We start from the raw sequence: 16,556 nt of genomic DNA on the forward strand, positions 1-16,556 counted from the left end.
ATAGATCATGCGCTTTGCAACCGATACCGGCGGCACCTTCACCGATCTGGTGGTGGAAGAGGATGATGGCCGGATCAGCATGTACAAGGCCTCCACCGTACCGGGCGATCCGGTGCAGGGGGTGCTGGCGGCCCTGACCCTGGCAGCCAAGGATCGCGGGCTGGATCTGGCAACCTTGCTGGACCGGGGCGATACCTTCATCCATGGCACGACCCACGCCATCAACGCCATCATCACGGGCCGCACGGCGCGCGCCGCGCTGCTGGTGACCGAAGGGCATCGCGACATCCTGACCCTGCGCGAGGGGGGGCGGATCGAGCCGTTCAACCACTCGGTCCCTTATCCCAAGCCCTTCATCCCCCGCGCGCTGACCTTCGAGGTGCCGGAACGCCTGATCCATGACGGGTCGGTCCATCAACCGCTGGATGAGGTGGCGCTGGCCGCCATCATCGAGAAGCTGCGGGCAGAGAAGGTGGAGGCGGTGGCTGTCTGTCTTCTGTGGTCCACCATCAATCCCGCGCATGAATTGCGGGTGGGTGCCGCCCTGGCGGCGGGTCTGCCCGGCGTGCCGGTTAGCCTGTCGCATCAGGTGAACCCCAGCTTGCGGGAATTCCGCCGGGCCTCATCCACCGCCATCGATGCCGCGCTGAAGCCGCTGATGGGCCGCTATCTGGGCGGGCTGGAAGCGCGGATGCGCGAAGCGGGGTTCAAGGGAAAGGTGATGGTGCTGACCAGTTCCGGCGGCATGATGCCGGCGGCGGAGGTCGCGGCAAACCCCATCCGCATCGTCAATTCCGGCCCCTCCATGGCTCCCATCGCCGGCCAGCATTATGCCGACCTGGAAGGCAATGGCGACAGCGTCATCGTGGCCGACACGGGCGGCACCACCTACGACATCTCCCTGGTGCGTGGCGGCCGGGTGCCGATGACGCGGGAATTGTGGATCGGGCAGCCGACGCGCGGCCATCTGGTGGGATATCCGTCGGTGGAGGTGAAAAGTGTCGGCGCCGGCGGCGGCTCCATCGCTCGGGTCGATGCCGGCGGGCTTTTGCATGTCGGGCCGGAAAGTGCTGGTGCCGTGCCGGGTCCCGTCTGCTATGGCCGGGGCGGCACGCGCCCCACGGTGACCGACGCCTCCCTGGCCCTGGGCTTCCTGGACCCCGACTTTTTCCTGGGTGGCGCCATGAAGCTGGACCTGGCCGGTGCCCGTGCCGCCATCGAACGGGATGTCGCCATTCAGCTGGGTATCAGCGTGGAGGAAGCGGCCTGGAGCATCATCCACCTGTCCACGGAGAACATGGTGCAGGCCATCGCCGACATCACGGTGGCACAGGGTATCGATCCGGCCAAATCCGTCCTGATCGGCGGCGGCGGGGCGGCGGGTCTGAATTCCACCTTCATTGCGCGGCGTCTGGGTTGCGAACGGCTGATCATTCCGGAAACGGGGGCGGCGCTGAGCGCGGCGGGAGCCATGATGTCGGAAGTCACGGGCGAATTTGCCACCAGCCTGTTCACCAGCACCGCCCGGTTCGATTTCGCCAAGGTAAATGCCGCCCTGGCCGACCTGACCGCCCAATGTGCCGCCTTTGCCGCCCGGACGGGCGACCCGTCGCGCCCCGCCGAACCCGTCATCATGGCGGAAGCGCGATACGAAAATCAGGTCTGGGACATCGATGTCACCATGCCTTTGCACCGTTTCGCGGGGGCGGAGGATGTGGAGCATTTCCGCCGCACCTTCGATGCCGCCCACCGTCAGATATTCACCATCGACGATCCATCCTCCGCGGTGGAGATCGTGGGTCTGCGCGCCACCATCCGCTGTCAGGTCCGGCCCTTCCGGGAATTCCGCCTGGATGCCGGAACCGCAGTGGTGGGAGAGGAGAGTCGGCGGGCCGCCTGGTTCAAGGAAACCGGCTGGGTCGATACGGCCATTTACCGGCTTGAAGCGATGGAGACTGACCGGGTCATGGCCGGTCCCTGCATTATCGAAAGCGCCTTCACCACCATCGTCGTCGATCCGGGCGCCACGGTGCAGCGATCGGTGTCGGGCAGCATCCTGATCCATCCGGCCGGCCGCGCGTGAAGGGGACACAAGCATGAGCGACATGAAGCTGAACGGTGCCGACCTTGCCATCCTGAACAGCCGGTTCGAGGGCGTGGTGCGCAAGATGGCCAACACCCTGCTGCGCACCGGACGGTCGGGCGTGCTGAACCGTGCGCGGGATTTTTCCTGCTGTATCGTCACTGATGCGGGCGACCTTCTGGCAGCGGCGGAAAGCCTGCCCATCCATGTGCTGGCAGGTCCCGACATGATGGCCCGCACCATGAAGCAGTTCCATCCGGTGCTGAAACGAGGCGACGCCTTCCTCCATAATTCGCCCTATCACGGCTGTTCGCATCCGGCTGACCTGACGTTGCTGGTCCCCGTAATTGATGATGACGGTACCCACCGGTTCACCGTGCTGGCCAAGGCGCATCAGGCCGATATCGGCAATTCCGAACCCACCACCTATATGGGCAACGCCCGCGACCTCTATCATGAAGGCGCGCTGATCTTCCCGGCGGTTCAGGTACAGCGGGACTATCAGGACATTGGCGACATCATCCGCATGTGCGAGATGCGCATCCGCGTGCCCGAACAATGGCGCGGCGATTATTTGGCTATGGTCGGCGCCGTGCGGATCGGGGAGAAGGAACTGCTCGCCCTGGGGCGTGAGGTGGGCTGGGACCGGCTGAAAACCTTCTCCGGCCAGTGGTTTGATTATTCTGAAGCCGCCATGGTGGACGCGCTGGCCAATCTGCCCGACGGTCAGGCCCACGCCAGCAGCACCCATGACGCCTTTCCCGGCATGCCGGAAACCGGCGTTACCATCCATGCCAAGGTGGTCGTTGACAGTGTGGCCCGGCGCATCCGCGTCGATCTGACCGATAATCCGGACAGCCTGCCTTGCGGTATGAATCTCAGTGAAGCCTGTGCCCGCACCGCCGCCATGATCGGCGTGTTCAATTCGCTGGACCACCGCGTGCCCAAGAATGCCGGGGCCTTCCGCCGCATCGATGTGGTACTGCGGCGGGGCTGCATCGCCGGCATCACCGAGCATCCCTATAGCTGTTCCACGGCCACCACCAACATCGCCGACCGCGTGGCCAATGCGGTGCAGGTGGCCATCGCCGATCTTGGCGACGGGTTCGGCATGGCAGAGGTGGGGGCCGTGATCGCCCCGTCAGCGGGGGTCATCTCCGGCATCGATGCCCGCACCGGCAAGCCCTTCGTCAACCAGATCTTCCTGGCCTTCTCCGGCGGTGCCGCCAGCCCGCAGGCGGATGCCTGGTGGACGACAGCCCATGTCGGTAATGCCGGCATGTGCTGTATCGACGGGGTGGAACTGGACGAATTGTATCAGCCGCTGCTGGTGAAGCGGCGCGCGTTCCTGACCGACAGTGAGGGGCCGGGCCGGTTCACGGGTGCGCCCTCCACCATCGTGGAATTCGGACCACTGGTGGGGGCGTTTGACATCGGGTATGGCTCCGACGGGCATGTAAATGCCCCGCTGGGCGTGCGCGGCGGCGGGGCCGGCGGACGGGCCGACCAGTGGCTGGACCGGGCTGACGGAGGGGCGGAGGCGTTGCCTGCCTGCGCCCTGGTCAATGTGCGGGCCGGTGACATCATCACAGCCATATCCGCCGGTGGCGGCGGCTATGGTGACCCCCTGTCCCGGGCACCCGAAAGCGTGGCCGAGGCGGTACGCGAAGGCTATCTGTCGCCTGAACGCGCCCGCGACATTTATCGCGTGGCATTGGACGCGGCGGGCTATCCCGATCTTTCCGCCACCCAGGCATTGAGGGCCGCATCATGAAGCAGCGTGTCATTGTCACAGCCGGTGCCGCCGGCATCGGCCTGGCCATCGCCGAACGGTTCCTGGCCGCTGGGGCCGATGTTGCCATCTGCGACGCCGATCAGGGCCGGCTGGACAAGGTCGCCCATACCCATCCCGGCCTGATCGCCACGGCCCTTGACGTGTCGGATGCCGATGCTGTGGACCGCTTCGTCCGACAGGTCTTTGACCGTTGGGGCGGGGTCGATACCCTAGTCAACAATGCCGGTATCGCCGGTCAGATCGGCCCGATAGCCGATATCTGCGACCAGGGCTGGCGCACCTGCTTTGAGGTCAATGTGCATGGTGCCTTCTTCATGATGCGGGTCGTGACCCCGCTGATGAAGGTGCAGGGTGGCGGTTCCATCATCAATATCTCTACCGGTTCCGTCACCACGCTGCCCGTCAACCGGTCCCCCTATATCGCGTCGAAATGGGCATTGGAGGGGTTGACGCGGGCGGCGGCACGGGAACTGGGGCCCGACAATATCCGGGTCAACGCCATCCGGCCCGGCTTTGTCGACAGTGAGCGCATGCGCGGCATCATGGCCGGCATCGCCGCCGGTCGTGGCATTGATGCAGCGGCCGTCGAGGCAGAGTTCCTGCGATACATCTCCCTGCGCGCCAAGATCCAGCCGGAGGAAATCGGGGATATGGCGATCTTCCTGTCCTCCGATGCTGCGAAGCATGTCACAGGGCAGTTGATTGCCGTTGACGGCAATGTCGAATGGGAATGAGAGAGGAAACGGCCATGGCGCGCATCCCCCCGTTGACCGCTGCCGAAATGGCGGCCCGCAACATTGACCTGTCCTTTGTCGGCGGCGATTTTCACGAACTGCCCAATAGCGTGCCCACGCTCGCCTGGCGGCCCGACATCCTGCAAGCCAGCGGCGGCCTCTGGGCCGCCATCATGCTGTCGGGCACGGTCGCTCCCGGCCTGAAATGGATGACGGGCTATATGGTCAGCATGGCTGCGGGCTGCCGCTACTGCTCCGCCCATACCGGTACCGCGACCGCTGGCAATGGCGTGCCGGCAGACAAGCTGGCTGCGATCTGGGATTTCGAACATAGCCCCCTGTTCAGCCCGGCGGAGCGGTCGGCCCTGCGTGTCGCGGTCGGGGCGGGACAGGTCCCAAATGCCGTCAGCGACGCGGACTTTGCCGATATGGCTCTGCATTTCAGCCGGGAACAGCAGGTGGAGATCGTGGCCGTCATCGCGCTTTATGGATTTTTCAATCGCTGGAACGATACAGTTGCCACGATGTTGGAGGAAACACCCAGGCAATTTGCAGAAAGCCACCTCTCCCCCCACGGCTGGACGCTTGGCAAACATGGTTGAATGGTCGGACTTTCGTGGGTGTTGGTGTCGCCGCGTACACCCACGAGAGTTCAAGACAGTTCTTCCGGCCAGTAAAGCCGCATCGGGTTGGTGACCAGCAGCTTGTGCTGCAAGACTGCCGTGGGGGCGATGCGAGGGATCATGTCGGTGATCAGGCCATCGTCCGGGATGGATTTTTCCATGTTCGGATGGGGCCAGTCCGTACCCCACAGCACCCGATCCTGATAATCCTCAACCAGCGGTGCCACCGCACCTGCGAAATCGTCCCAGCCGGGCGCAGTTGATAAACGGTCGGGGCAGGTGACCTTCGTCCAGATGTCAGGGCGGCTGTCCAGCAGCCGGCGGAAGGCCCGCATGTCAGGACCATCCGGCCCCTGTGTAACATCGGGGCGACCCATATGATCAATGACAATAGGCGTGGGGATAGCGGCCAGGAAGGGACGCATCTCCTCCAGAATATCAGCCTCAAAATAGACGACGACGTGCCAGCCTAGATGCTGGATACGGTGTGCCACTTCCAGGAACTTGTCCTTGGGTGCGTCATCGACCAGCCGCTTTAGAAAATTGAAGCGCACACCCCGGATGCCGCCTGCATGCAACCGTTCCAGTTCCGAATCATCAATGGCCGGGTCGACCACAGCCACACCACGACAGGTGCCATTCGATACCGCGATCCCATGCAGCGTGGCTGCATTGTCCGTGCCATGGCAACTGGCCTGGACAATCACATTGCGGCTCAGCCCCAGATGGCGACGCAGGGCGAACAGCATCTCCGGTCCGGCATCCTGGGGCAGATACTTGGCCTTCGGGCTAAACGGGAACTGCGCCATTGGTCCGAAGACATGGCAATGGGCATCCACGGCACCCGGCGGCGGCGTGAAACGGGGACGGGACGGGGCGTCGGCCCAGCTGCGGATACGGTCTGTCATGGGAATACAACTCCATCCATCAGCTTGCGGGCGGTACGCAGCAGGGCGGCTGTCCGCACCTGACCCTGATCATTAAGTTCCAATACGCAACTCATCTCCCCTGTCGGATGCTCGACCGAGAGGGTCTTGCGGTCGCCGGGGGGCAGCACCGCCACCTCCGCTGCCGGCGATCCCGGAACCAGACAGGCGGTGGCAACGCTGACCGCGCCAAGCACGCCGATGGTTGCGTGGGCGCGGTGGGGGATGAAGCTCCGCACGCAGACGGCCCCCCCGTCCCGCGGTGGTGCAACCAGCATAATCTTGGGCACAGACTTGGCCGAAACATCGCCCAGGTTCATCAGCGGTCCGACCTGCAGGCGGATCGCTTCGATCTGCGCCTTCAACGCGCTGTCGGCGTCCAGACTGTCCCGGTCCTCATACCCGGTAGCACCGACATCGCTGGCCTTCATCACGATGCAGGGCATGCCATTATCGATCAGGGTCACAGGCACGCCATTGATGATATCGACGGCATTGCCCGTGGGCAGCAAGGCGCCGCAACTTGAACCTGCGGTATCACGGAACTCCAACGGCACTGGAGCATGGTTGCCGGGGACACCATCGATGCGGGCCTCACCGCGATAGCTGACCCGGCCACCGGGCGTGCTGACCGTGGCCACCGCCGCCTGCCCGGTATTCTCCATGAAGATGGCAACTTTGGTTTCATCACCGGTGGCCGCGACGAGACCGCGTTCGATGGCGAACGGGCCGACACCGGCCAGGATGTTGCCGCAGTTCTGGGCGTCGGTGACGATGGCCTGATCGACGAAGACCTGCAGGAACAGGTAATCGACATCAATGCCTGGTCGCTGCGACCGGCTGATGACGGCGACCTTGCTGGTCAGCGGGTCGGCCCCGCCCATGCCGTCAATCTGCCGCGCATCGGGCGAGCCCATGACCCGCAGCAGCAGCGCATCGCGTTCCGCCGTATCGGCGGGCAGATCCTCTTTCAGGAAATACCCGCCCTTGGAGGTGCCGCCGCGCATCCACATGCAGCGCACACCGTCCGCCCCTGCTGCCTCAGACATATTTCAACCCCATGGCGGCCAGCTTGCCGCGCATGTCATAGATATCCAGGCCCAGTTCACCGGCGGCCAGACGCGTGCGCTTGGCGGTTTCGGCGGCCTCGCGCGCCTGTGCCTTTTCCAGAACGGCAGCGGCCTTTTCGCGCGGCACAACGCAGACACCATCATCATCGGCGATGATCACGTCGCCCGGCTGGATCGCGGCACCCGCGCACACCACCGGGACATTCACCGAACCCAGTGTGGCCTTCACGGTGCCTTGCGCGAACACGGCCTTGGACCAGACGGGGAAGCCCATCTCTGTCAGGTCGCGGACATCACGCACACCGGCATCAATGACCAGACCCCGGCAGCCGCGTGCGATAGCGGATGTCGCTAGCAGGTCGCCGAAATAGCCATCCTCACAGGGGCTGGTCGGGGCCAGGACCAGGATGTCGCCTTCGTTCAGTTGTTCGATGGCCACATGCACCATCCAGTTATCGCCCGGCGGAGCGGAGATGGTGACTGCCGACCCTGCGATGCGGGCGCCAGCATAGATGGGGCGCATATGGCTGGCCAGAAGGCCGGTACGGCCCTGCGCCTCATGCACCGTGGCTACGCCACAGCGGGCCAGCCCATCGATGACGGACGCCTCGGCGCGTTGGATGTTCTGGACGACGATGCCGGACATGGAAACTCTCCTGGGGACGATCACTGTAACTGTCTTGACCCCCGGGTCGCGGTGGGGCAATTCAGAAGCGCGCCCGTGCCATAAGTTTTTGCTAATCGTGTTGCGATGCACATATGGAATCTCAATCTACGTCATTTGCGTGCGGCCCTTGAGGTGATGCGCCGTGGCAGCATCAGTGCCGCCGCGCAGGCGGTGGCCCTGACCCAGCCGGCTGTGACCCAGGGGCTGGCACGGCTGGAGCGGGAACTGGGCAGGCCCTTGTTCGAGCGGCGAGCCGATGGCATGGAAATGACAGATGCTGCCCGTCTGTTGCAGCCCCGGCTGGAGGCGGCCCTTGGCCATATCGGGTCGCCGCGCGTGACCATGGCGCAGGTTCGCGCCATGATCCTGGTTGGTGCTGCCGGCAGTCTGGCGGAGGCGGGGCAGGCAGGAGGCCTGTCGCAGCCCACGCTGCACCGGGCTGTGAAAGATTTGTCGTTGGCATTGCGCCGCAACATGATCGAGCGGCGGGGGCGCGGCATCGCCTTGACGGAGGCGGGACACCGGACCCTGCGTGCCTTCCGCCTGGCGCGTGCGGAACTGGTCGCCGCCTTGACGGAGTTGCGGGCGCTAGACGGGGTGGAGGTGGGGCGGGTGGCGGTGGGTGCCATGCCGCTGTCGCGGGCCCGGCTGCTGCCCGGTGCGGTTGCCACTTTTCACCGCGCCCATCCCGATATCACCATCACCATCGCGGAAGGATCGCACGCTGAGCTGATCGAACCACTGCGTGACGGTGACCTGGATATCTTGATCGGTGCGTTGCGATTGGATAACCCGCCGGTCGATGTGGATCAGCGTCCCCTGTTCGATGATCAGCCCATGATCTTCGCCCGGCCCGGCCACCCCATCATGGATCTTTCCGACCCGTGGAGAGCCATTGCCGATTATCCCTGGGTGGTGCCGCCGACTGGCACCCCGCTGCGCACACAGTGGGAGGCGATGTTCAGGGCCGGCGGTCTGTCTGTGCCAGTTGTGCCCATCGAATGCGGATCGGTCATGACGGTGCGTCAGCTAATCCGTGACAGTGATTTCCTGACTTTGCTGTCGCCCGATCAATTGTCGGTGGAATTGCAGGCGGGTGTGGTGGCACAGGTCGGGGCAGCCCCCGGCGACCTGCGCCGAACCATCGGTATCACCACCCGCACTGGTTGGCGTCCGACGCCGGTCCAGGCCGACTTCATCATGGCCCTGATTGCCGCCGCCCGTGGCATTGGTGGGACTATTAGCTAAAACTTATGGCGTGGCGTGCGAACTGATTGGCCCTCTCCACCGGTTACGGCCAGGGTTGGGCCATGCAGAACGAACCCAACCCCATATCGGGCCTTGCCCTGATCGGCTTCGGTGAGGCGGGCCGCACCTTCGCCACCGCCGGCGCCTGGAACGCTGCTACCGTCTTCGACCTGAAGACTGACCGGGCGGAAACTGGCGAGGCCAAGCGCGCCGAATATACTGCCGCTGGCGTTCAGGGGCGGGAGACGGCGGCGGCCGCACTCGCTGGTCGGTCGCTGGTCCTCAGTCTGGTGACAGCCGATCAGGCGCTGTCCGCCGCCAAGGCGTACGCCCCGCTGCTCCCGCCGGGCGCATTGTGGTGCGACATGAATTCTGTGGCGCCGGACACCAAACGCGCGGCGGCCACGCAGATCGAGGCGGCAGGGGCGCGCTATGTCGATGTCGCGGTGATGGCGCCGGTCGACCCGGCCCGCCTGTCCGTGCCGCTGCTGGTCAGTGGTCCGCATGCCGACGCGGCGGTCGCCAGTCTTCTTGCACTTGGCTTTGCCAAGGTACGCACAGTGGGCGACGCGGTCGGGCGGGCCTCCTCCATCAAGATGGTGCGGTCGGTGATGGTAAAGGGCATTGAGGCCCTGACCGCAGAGATGGTTCTGGCCGCTTCACGCGCTGGGGTGGTGGAGGAGGTTCTCTCCTCGCTGGGCGCCGAGTGGGAAGGTCGTGCCGATTACAACCTCGATCGCATGCTGGTTCACGGCTTGCGCCGCGCCTCCGAGATGGAGGAAGTGGCGAAGACCTTGCAGTCACTGGGGGTGGAGCCGGCCATGACCCAGGGCACCATCATCCGCCAACGCCGCCTTGGCGCCCTTTCCGCCGGTTCGCCGGACGGTCTGAACAATAAACTGAACCTTCTGACCCGCGACGGGACGGAGATGAAATGACCCTCGTGATCGATTGCCACGGCCATTACACCACGGCCCCCGAAGCCCACACTGCCTGGCGCGAGGCGCAGGTTGCCGCCTTCAAGAAGGGCGAGCCAGCACCTCCCTATCCCGAGATCTCCGATGCGGACATCATCGAGACCATCGAGAAGAACCAGCTTCGCCTGATCCGCGAGCGTGGGGCCGACCTGACCATTTTCAGTCCCCGCGCCTCCACCATGGCGCATCATGTCGGTGACCAAGCGGTGAGCCTGGAATGGTCGCGGCGGTGTAACGACCTTATCGCCCGCGTGGTGAAGCTGTTCCCGGAAAGCTTCGTCGGTGTCTGCATGCTGCCGCAATCGCCGGCAGCCGGGCTGGAAGCATCGATCGCGGAGCTTGAGCGCTGCGTTAAGGAGTTGGGCTTTATTGGCTGCAACCTGAATCCTGATCCCGGCGGCGGGCATTTCAAGCACCCGGCACTTACCGATCGATACTGGTATCCGCTGTATGAGAAGATGGTGGAGCTGGATGTGCCCGCCATGATCCATGTGTCGGGATCTTGCAATGCCTGCATGCATGCCACCGGCGCCTTCTACATCGCTGCGGACACCATCGCCTTCATGCAGTTGATTGAGGGCGACCTGTTCAAGGATTTCCCCACCCTACGCTTTATCATCCCCCATGGCGGCGGGGCGGTGCCCTTCCATTGGGGTCGTTACCGCGGGCTGGCGGATATGCTGAAAAAGCCGTCGCTGGATACGCATGTGATGCAGAACGTGTTCTTCGACACCTGCGTCTATCACCAGCCCGGCATTGATCTGATGGCCAAGGTCATCGACAACCGCAACATCCTTTTCGGGTCCGAAATGGTGGGTGCGGTGCGCGGTATCGATCCGACCACCGGTTTCTATTTCGACGATACCAAGCGCTATATCGAGGCACTGGATATTTCAGATGCGGAACGTCATGCGATCTACGAGGGTAATGCGCGCCGCGTATTTCCCCGTCTTGACGCGATCCTGAGGGAGAGGGGGCTATGAGCCATCAGGACATCCACTCCTACCTTGCCGCATTCGACGACATCCCCGGTACGCGGGTCTATACGGTGGCCCGCGCCCGACAGGGTTATTGGATCAACCAGTTTGCCATGAGCCTGATGAAGCCGGAGAACCGTGCCCGCTGGAAAGCGGACGAGAAGGCCTATCTGGAAGGCTGGAACCTGGACGAAGACCAGAAGGCGGCTATCCTGGCGCGGGATTACAACCGGCTGCTGGATTTGGGTGGCAACATCTATTTCCTGGCCAAGATTTTCTCTACCGACGGGTTGAGCTTCCTGCAGGCGGTCAGCACCATGACCGGCATGAGCGTAGAGGATTATCAGGCCATGATGCTGGCGGGCGGGCGCTCGCCGAATGGCGTCCGCTCAATCAAGGAGGGCAACTGACATGGCGCGCATCACCGCAGGGGTGGCAACCAGCCACGTGCCGGCCATCGGTGCCGCCATCGATCTGGGCAAGACCAAGGAGCCTTACTGGCAACCTCTCTTCGCCGGCTATGACTGGTCGCGGCAATGGATCGCGGAGGAAAAGCCCGATGTGGTCATCCTGGTCTATAATGACCATGCCTCGGCCTTCGACATGAAGATCATCCCTACCTTCGCCATTGGCTGCGCGGAAAGCTTCAAGCCGGCGGATGAAGGTTGGGGGCCGCGCCCCGTGCCCACGGTCCAGGGCCATCCGGATCTGGCCTGGCATATCGCCCAGAGCTGTATCCTGGACGAATTCGACATGACCATCATCAATGAGATGGAGGTCGATCACGGCCTGACCGTGCCGCTAAGCCTGCTGTTCGGGCAGCCCGATGCCTGGCCCGTGAAGGTAATCCCGCTGGCGGTCAATGTCGTGACCTACCCGCCGCCGTCGGGCAACCGCTGCTGGCTGCTGGGCGAGGCCATCCGCCGGGCAGTAGAAAGCTTCCCCGGCGATCTGAAGGTCCAGGTATGGGGCACCGGCGGCATGAGCCACCAACTTCAGGGTCCGCGCGCCGGCCTGATCAATGCCGAGTGGGATAATCGCTTCCTGGACATGATGAGCCAGGACAGTCAGCGCCTCCGCACCATCCCGCATATCGAATATCTGCGGGAAACCGGATCGGAAGGCATCGAGATGGTGATGTGGCTGATCATGCGCGGCGCCTTGGGCGCCGACGTCCGCCAACTTCACCGTCATTACCATGTGCCGGCCAGCAACACGGCGGTCGGCCACCTTGTTCTGGAGCCTGTCGCATGAGGATCGCCCTGGTCGGTGCGGGTGCTTTCGGTGAAAAGCATCTCGACGCCCTTAAACTCATCCCCGGTGTCACCATCACTTCCGTCATCAGCCGTCGCCTGGATCAGGCGCAAGCCGTGGCGGAAAAATATGGCGCCGTGCATGCCGGTACCGAACTGGACGAGGCGCTGGCCCGCCCGGATGTCGATGCCGTCATCCTGTGCACTCCTACCCAGATGCATGCTGCCCAGGCCATCGCCTGCATGAATGCCGGTAAGCATGTGCAGGTCGAAATTCCGCTGGCCGACAGCTGGGCCGACGCCCAGGCGGTGCTGGCGAAGCAGCGGGAAACGGGTCTGGTCTGCATGGTCGGCCATACGCGTCGCTTCAACCCGTCGCATCAGTGGCTGCATCGGCGCATCGCGTCTGGCGAGCTGTCGCTGCAGCAGATGGATGTGCAGACCTATTTCTTCCGCCGCAAGAACATGAATGCCAAGGGCGAGGCACGCAGCTGGACAGACCATCTGCTGTGGCACCATGCCGCCCATACGGTGGACCTGTTCGCCTATCAGTCAGGCCGTATCGTGCAGGCCAATGTGGTGCAGGGGCCGATCCATCCGGAGTTGGGCATCGCCATGGACATGTCGATCCAGCTGAAGGCGGAGACGGGTGCGATCTGCACCCTGTCGCTGTCCTTCAACAATGACGGGCCGTTGGGCACCTTCTTCCGCTACATCTGTGACAACGGCACCTATATCGCTCGCTATGACGATCTGGTCACTGGGCGTGAGGAGAAGATCGATGTGTCGCAGGTTGACGTGTCGATGAACGGTATCGAATTGCAGGACCGCGAATTCATCGCCGCCATCCGCGAAGGCCGTGAACCCAATGCCAGCGTGGCCAAGGTTCTGTCCTGCTACGAGGTGCTGCATAAGCTGGAGCAGCAGCTGAACGGCTAAACAGGTCCGTTTGCGTCGATGCTGCATTGTTGATTGTGTCGCGCGGCAGGCCGGTACTGCCGCGCGATGCATTTATGGACTATCCGTTGTGGGAAATCATTGCCCGTCATAGCGGATGGCCTTCGCCGCTTCCGCTGACAGGATGAAGCCGATCGGTCGCTCGCTTTCCTCGCGCAGATGGGCGATCAGACTGGCCGTACGGGCCAGCAGCGATATGCCTTTCAATGCGGGCAGCGGGAACCCGGCATCCAGCATCACCGCCGGGATGGCGCCGTTCACATTGATGGGCAAATCCCGTCCGAACGCCGTCGGAAGTGCGGCCTTTACAGCGCGCAAGGCGGCCACATGCGCCCCTGATATGCCGCGTTCGTCCGCAAGACCCAGAAGCCGATGCGCGCGCGGGTCACCGCCACTATGCTGAGGATGGCCAAAGCCAGGAATGGCGCGCTTCACGGCCCGGTACTCGTTCAGCTTCGTTGTTACCACCGGCTCCAGCGCAGTTGCCCCAGCACCTTCCACCAGATCGGCCAGGAACCGGCCCGCCACCTCTGCACTGCCTAAAACCACACTGCCGCAACCGGACAGACCCGCTGCGACAGCGCCTTGCATGGCCTCCGGGGCGGCGGCATAGGTCATGCGGGCGGCCACCACGCTGGGCACCAATCCATGTTCAGCGATGGCGGCCAGTACGGCATCTGCCATGAAGCGCTGATCGTCGCTGGGTGTGTTGCCGGTGACCAGCAGCCAGAAATAGCTGGTAAAGTCCATCCGACCGATGATCTGCCCGCACAGATCCAGCCCCCGGACCCGGATGCTCTCTGCGTCAGACGTGCAGATGGCACTGAAAGGCTGGTCGGTCTTGCCGATACGCATGGGGATGCTCCCGTCACTGCTGATCCGCCGCCAGCTAACGCCCGGTCCGGTCGCTTGGCAAGAAAATTCGATTATCGAAGTTGATTTCGATTGTCGAAGTCGCTATACCGGGTAATGGATGTTGCGGCGGTGGCCGCCTGGCCGGTGCGTTCCACCCGCCTGTGACCCCCGCGCCTGCGGTCCTTCCCTGATCGGAGCATGAGATGGCAAAAGTCCTGAAGGATGTCAGGGTATTGGAAATGGGCACCTTCATTACGGGGCCGGCGGCGGGAATGCTGCTGGCCGACCTGGGTGCCGATGTCATCAAGATTGAGCAACCGGGGACAGGCGATCCGTTTCGCGCCTTCAAGGGTGGACTCTACAGCCCGCATTTCCAGACCTACAATCGCAACAAGCGCTCCATCACTCTGGACACCCGCGAAGCGGCGGGACGTGACCAACTGGACGCGCTTGTCGCTGACGCGGATATTTTCATCCAGAATTTCCGACCGGGTGCGGCGACCAAGCTGAATGTCGACGCCGACCGGCTGCGCGCGTTGAATCCGCGCCTGATCTACTGTGCCATTTCTGGCTTTGGCGCCACCGGCCCCGACAGCCAGCGGCCCGCCTTCGACACCGTGGCGCAGGCGGCCAGCGGTTTCCTGCGCCTGGTGCTGAATCCCCAGAACCCGCGTGTCGTGGGCCCGGCCCTGGCCGATGCGATTACGGGCTTCTATGCTGCCTACGGTATCCTGGGTGCCCTGCATGAACGCAACCGAACCGGCCAGGGGCGTCTGGTCGAACTGTCCATGCTGGAGGCCATGTGCCATTTCAACCTGGATGACTTCACCCATTATTTCGCCGCCGATCAGGTCATGGGGCCATACAGTCGGCCATCGGTGTCCCAATCCTATGTGTTTGTCTGTGCGGACGGGAAATGGATCGCCCTGCATATGTCGTCGCCCCCGAAATTCTGGGAAGGCTTGGCCCAGGCCGTGGAATGGCCGGACATGTTGCAGCATCCCGAATTCGCCGACCGCCAGTCGCGGATCGCAAACTACGAAAAGGTGGTCGAGCGTCTGGCCCCCATCTTTCGCAGCCGCACCCTGTCGGACTGGTGCGAGCGGTTGAGCCGCCTGGACGTCCCGCACTCCCCTGTGCATGACGCGGCGGCGGCGCTGGCCACCGATCAGGCGCGGCATCTGGATCTGCGGGTGGAGGCGGAACATCCCAGTATGGGTCGGTTCCGCACTGTCCGCTGCCCCCTTTCCTTTGATGGGGAACGCGATCTGGCCATCACCCCGCCCCCTGTCCTGGGCCAGCATAATGCGGAGATTCTGGGCGATCCGGTTTAAGTTCTGGCAGCCGGCCTAGCCTCCGGTTATAGCTGGCCGGCGGGCAAGTCGGCGCACGGGACGGACGGTATGGCGGACAATGGGGTCAGGGGCGATGGCGCGGCCGAGCGGGAAAAGGACCCCGAATATCTGCTGACGCTGGAACGTGGCCTGACGGTCCTGCGCTCTTTCAATCAGCAGCGTCCCGAGATGCAATTGTCGGAAGTGGCCGCCGCCACCGGCCTCAGCCCGGCTGTGGCCCGCCGCTGCCTCAATACGCTGGTGGCGTTGGGCTATGTCGGACGGCACGGAAGGCGGTTCCTGCTGCGACCGGAGGTGCTGGTCTTCGGGTCGGCTTACCTGGCCTCGATGAACCTCGAACAGGTGGTGACGCCGCACCTCCAGTCCCTGCGTGATGAAACGGGCGACAGTGCCTCCATGGCCACGCTGTCTGGACCGGATATCCTCTATCTCGTCCACGTATCAACCAACCGCCATATCCGTCTGGGGGCCAGTGTCGGCACCCGCTATCCGGCCCATGCCACCTCGCTGGGCAAGGTGCTGCTGGCGTTTGAGCCGGAAAAGCTGCTGGAAGACTATCTGGCAACGGCAACGCTGCATCGCTTCACCGAACGTACGCTCACCAACCGCGAGGAACTGACGGCGCGGCTGCTGCGCGTGCGGGAACTGGGATATGATTCAGCGCTGGATGAGCTGGATTATGGCATCGTGTCTGTTGCGGTGCCGGTGCGGGACAAGGATGGCAATGTCTGCGCCTCCATCAACTGTTCCACCTCCACCACCCGCATCTCCCAGGATGAGTTGGTGCGTACCCGGTTGCCGCTGCTACGCCGTGCCGCCCGCGATATCGAACTGTCTTTGCAGCAATGGCCCTTCTTGATGCACTCGTTGGCCCGCGGCTGATACCTGCCATCCACAGCGGTCTCTGAACGACGCCCCGGTTCCTTGCCGGGGCGTTTTTTGTTGCCTGCGTGGAACTTCGATAAACGGAAAAAACTTCGAAGATCGAACTTGACTTCGATAATCGAAACATAGATTGTCCATGGCACGGGCAACG

General features: G+C 63.6%; 16 protein-coding genes. 12 read left to right on the forward strand and 4 right to left on the reverse strand.

Annotated features, from left to right (window positions below):
- Positions 1-7 precede the first annotated feature (7 nt).
- Genes C0V82_RS22450 through C0V82_RS22465 form a run of 4 tightly spaced genes read left to right on the forward strand, consistent with a single transcriptional unit; the run spans position 8 to position 5,214 of the window.
- Positions 8-2,083: a hydantoinase/oxoprolinase family protein gene (locus C0V82_RS22450; protein WP_102114673.1), complete on the forward strand. Its 2,076-nt coding sequence runs from the start codon at positions 8-10 to the stop codon at positions 2,081-2,083.
- A gap of 13 nt (positions 2,084-2,096) precedes the next feature.
- Positions 2,097-3,857, forward strand: coding sequence for a hydantoinase B/oxoprolinase family protein (locus C0V82_RS22455; RefSeq protein ID WP_102114674.1), 1,761 nt, complete (start codon positions 2,097-2,099; stop codon positions 3,855-3,857).
- On the forward strand, positions 3,854-4,612 hold the full coding sequence (locus C0V82_RS22460) for an SDR family oxidoreductase (protein WP_211107975.1): 759 nt from the start codon (positions 3,854-3,856) through the stop codon (positions 4,610-4,612). The genes C0V82_RS22455 and C0V82_RS22460 overlap by 4 nt, the downstream gene beginning before the upstream one ends.
- 14 nt (positions 4,613-4,626) lie before the next feature.
- Entirely contained in the window at positions 4,627-5,214 is a 588-nt protein-coding gene (locus C0V82_RS22465; RefSeq protein ID WP_211107974.1) for a carboxymuconolactone decarboxylase family protein, read from the forward strand.
- Positions 5,215-5,264: 50 nt separating this feature from the next.
- Here C0V82_RS22465 and C0V82_RS22470 read toward each other — a convergent pair whose 3' ends face one another.
- From C0V82_RS22470 to ligK, 3 genes are read right to left on the reverse strand one after another with little or no spacing between them, the layout of a single operon-like run.
- Positions 5,265-6,143, reverse strand: a complete 879-nt coding sequence (locus C0V82_RS22470; RefSeq protein WP_102114677.1) for an amidohydrolase family protein — start codon at positions 6,141-6,143, stop codon at positions 5,265-5,267.
- On the reverse strand, positions 6,140-7,210 hold the full coding sequence (locus tag C0V82_RS22475; protein ID WP_211107973.1) for a 4-oxalomesaconate tautomerase: 1,071 nt from the start codon (positions 7,208-7,210) through the stop codon (positions 6,140-6,142). The genes C0V82_RS22470 and C0V82_RS22475 overlap by 4 nt, the downstream gene beginning before the upstream one ends.
- Positions 7,203-7,877 (reverse strand): 4-carboxy-4-hydroxy-2-oxoadipate aldolase/oxaloacetate decarboxylase, encoded by a 675-nt coding sequence (gene ligK, locus C0V82_RS22480; RefSeq protein WP_102114678.1) that lies wholly within the window; start codon positions 7,875-7,877, stop codon positions 7,203-7,205. Before ligK ends, C0V82_RS22475 begins: the two co-directional genes overlap by 8 nt.
- 105 nt (positions 7,878-7,982) lie before the next feature.
- Between ligK and C0V82_RS22485 the strand changes: the two genes are divergently transcribed.
- The 6 genes from C0V82_RS22485 to C0V82_RS22510 all read left to right on the forward strand — a co-directional run bounded on the left by C0V82_RS22485 (position 7,983) and on the right by C0V82_RS22510 (position 13,292).
- Positions 7,983-9,146 (forward strand): LysR substrate-binding domain-containing protein, encoded by a 1,164-nt coding sequence (locus tag C0V82_RS22485; RefSeq protein WP_102114679.1) that lies wholly within the window; start codon positions 7,983-7,985, stop codon positions 9,144-9,146.
- Positions 9,147-9,208: 62 nt separating this feature from the next.
- Positions 9,209-10,084, forward strand: a complete 876-nt coding sequence (locus C0V82_RS22490; protein ID WP_102114680.1) for an NAD(P)-dependent oxidoreductase — start codon at positions 9,209-9,211, stop codon at positions 10,082-10,084.
- Positions 10,081-11,106, forward strand: coding sequence for an amidohydrolase family protein (locus C0V82_RS22495; protein ID WP_102114681.1), 1,026 nt, complete (start codon positions 10,081-10,083; stop codon positions 11,104-11,106). The genes C0V82_RS22490 and C0V82_RS22495 overlap by 4 nt, the downstream gene beginning before the upstream one ends.
- Entirely contained in the window at positions 11,103-11,510 is a 408-nt protein-coding gene (gene ligA, locus C0V82_RS22500) for a protocatechuate 4,5-dioxygenase subunit alpha (RefSeq protein ID WP_102114682.1), read from the forward strand. Before C0V82_RS22495 ends, ligA begins: the two co-directional genes overlap by 4 nt.
- 1 nt (position 11,511) lies before the next feature.
- Positions 11,512-12,354, forward strand: coding sequence for a class III extradiol dioxygenase subunit beta (locus tag C0V82_RS22505; RefSeq protein ID WP_102114683.1), 843 nt, complete (start codon positions 11,512-11,514; stop codon positions 12,352-12,354).
- A complete protein-coding gene (locus tag C0V82_RS22510) occupies positions 12,351-13,292 on the forward strand; it encodes a Gfo/Idh/MocA family oxidoreductase (RefSeq protein WP_102114684.1) in 942 nt (313 codons plus the stop codon). The genes C0V82_RS22505 and C0V82_RS22510 overlap by 4 nt, the downstream gene beginning before the upstream one ends.
- 96 nt (positions 13,293-13,388) lie before the next feature.
- On the opposite strand, the gene C0V82_RS22515 is transcribed toward C0V82_RS22510, so the two are convergent.
- Positions 13,389-14,165 carry a citryl-CoA lyase gene (locus tag C0V82_RS22515; protein WP_102114685.1) on the reverse strand — a complete coding sequence of 259 codons (777 nt, stop codon included), beginning with the start codon at positions 14,163-14,165 and terminating at the stop codon, positions 13,389-13,391.
- Positions 14,166-14,368: 203 nt separating this feature from the next.
- Here C0V82_RS22515 and C0V82_RS22520 point away from each other — a divergent pair, with 203 nt between their 5' ends.
- Together C0V82_RS22520 and C0V82_RS22525 are read left to right on the forward strand one after the other, a co-directional pair.
- The gene (locus tag C0V82_RS22520) at positions 14,369-15,499 is read left to right on the forward strand and encodes a CaiB/BaiF CoA transferase family protein (protein WP_102114686.1); all 1,131 of its coding nucleotides are present in this window, start codon (positions 14,369-14,371) and stop codon (positions 15,497-15,499) included.
- Positions 15,500-15,568: 69 nt separating this feature from the next.
- Positions 15,569-16,402, forward strand: a complete 834-nt coding sequence (locus C0V82_RS22525; RefSeq protein WP_102114687.1) for an IclR family transcriptional regulator domain-containing protein — start codon at positions 15,569-15,571, stop codon at positions 16,400-16,402.
- Positions 16,403-16,556 lie beyond the last annotated feature (154 nt).

It is taken from the genome of Niveispirillum cyanobacteriorum (assembly GCF_002868735.1).
Lineage (GTDB): Bacteria > Pseudomonadota > Alphaproteobacteria > Azospirillales > Azospirillaceae > Niveispirillum > Niveispirillum cyanobacteriorum.

Bases quoted from the DNA above. Each gene is read 5' to 3' on its own strand.
- C0V82_RS22450 (WP_102114673.1), top strand. From the start codon at position 8: ATGCGCTTTGCAACCGATACCGGCGGCACCTTCACCGATCTGGTGGTG.
- C0V82_RS22455 (WP_102114674.1), top strand. From the start codon at position 2,097: ATGAGCGACATGAAGCTGAACGGTGCCGACCTTGCCATCCTGAACAGC.
- C0V82_RS22460 (WP_211107975.1), top strand. From the start codon at position 3,854: ATGAAGCAGCGTGTCATTGTCACAGCCGGTGCCGCCGGCATCGGCCTG.
- C0V82_RS22465 (WP_211107974.1), top strand. From the start codon at position 4,627: ATGGCGCGCATCCCCCCGTTGACCGCTGCCGAAATGGCGGCCCGCAAC.
- C0V82_RS22470 (WP_102114677.1), bottom strand. From the start codon at position 6,143: ATGACAGACCGTATCCGCAGCTGGGCCGACGCCCCGTCCCGTCCCCGT.
- C0V82_RS22475 (WP_211107973.1), bottom strand. From the start codon at position 7,210: ATGTCTGAGGCAGCAGGGGCGGACGGTGTGCGCTGCATGTGGATGCGC.
- ligK (WP_102114678.1), bottom strand. From the start codon at position 7,877: ATGTCCGGCATCGTCGTCCAGAACATCCAACGCGCCGAGGCGTCCGTC.
- C0V82_RS22485 (WP_102114679.1), top strand. From the start codon at position 7,983: ATGCACATATGGAATCTCAATCTACGTCATTTGCGTGCGGCCCTTGAG.
- C0V82_RS22490 (WP_102114680.1), top strand. From the start codon at position 9,209: ATGCAGAACGAACCCAACCCCATATCGGGCCTTGCCCTGATCGGCTTC.
- C0V82_RS22495 (WP_102114681.1), top strand. From the start codon at position 10,081: ATGACCCTCGTGATCGATTGCCACGGCCATTACACCACGGCCCCCGAA.
- ligA (WP_102114682.1), top strand. From the start codon at position 11,103: ATGAGCCATCAGGACATCCACTCCTACCTTGCCGCATTCGACGACATC.
- C0V82_RS22505 (WP_102114683.1), top strand. From the start codon at position 11,512: ATGGCGCGCATCACCGCAGGGGTGGCAACCAGCCACGTGCCGGCCATC.
- C0V82_RS22510 (WP_102114684.1), top strand. From the start codon at position 12,351: ATGAGGATCGCCCTGGTCGGTGCGGGTGCTTTCGGTGAAAAGCATCTC.
- C0V82_RS22515 (WP_102114685.1), bottom strand. From the start codon at position 14,165: ATGCGTATCGGCAAGACCGACCAGCCTTTCAGTGCCATCTGCACGTCT.
- C0V82_RS22520 (WP_102114686.1), top strand. From the start codon at position 14,369: ATGGCAAAAGTCCTGAAGGATGTCAGGGTATTGGAAATGGGCACCTTC.
- C0V82_RS22525 (WP_102114687.1), top strand. From the start codon at position 15,569: ATGGCGGACAATGGGGTCAGGGGCGATGGCGCGGCCGAGCGGGAAAAG.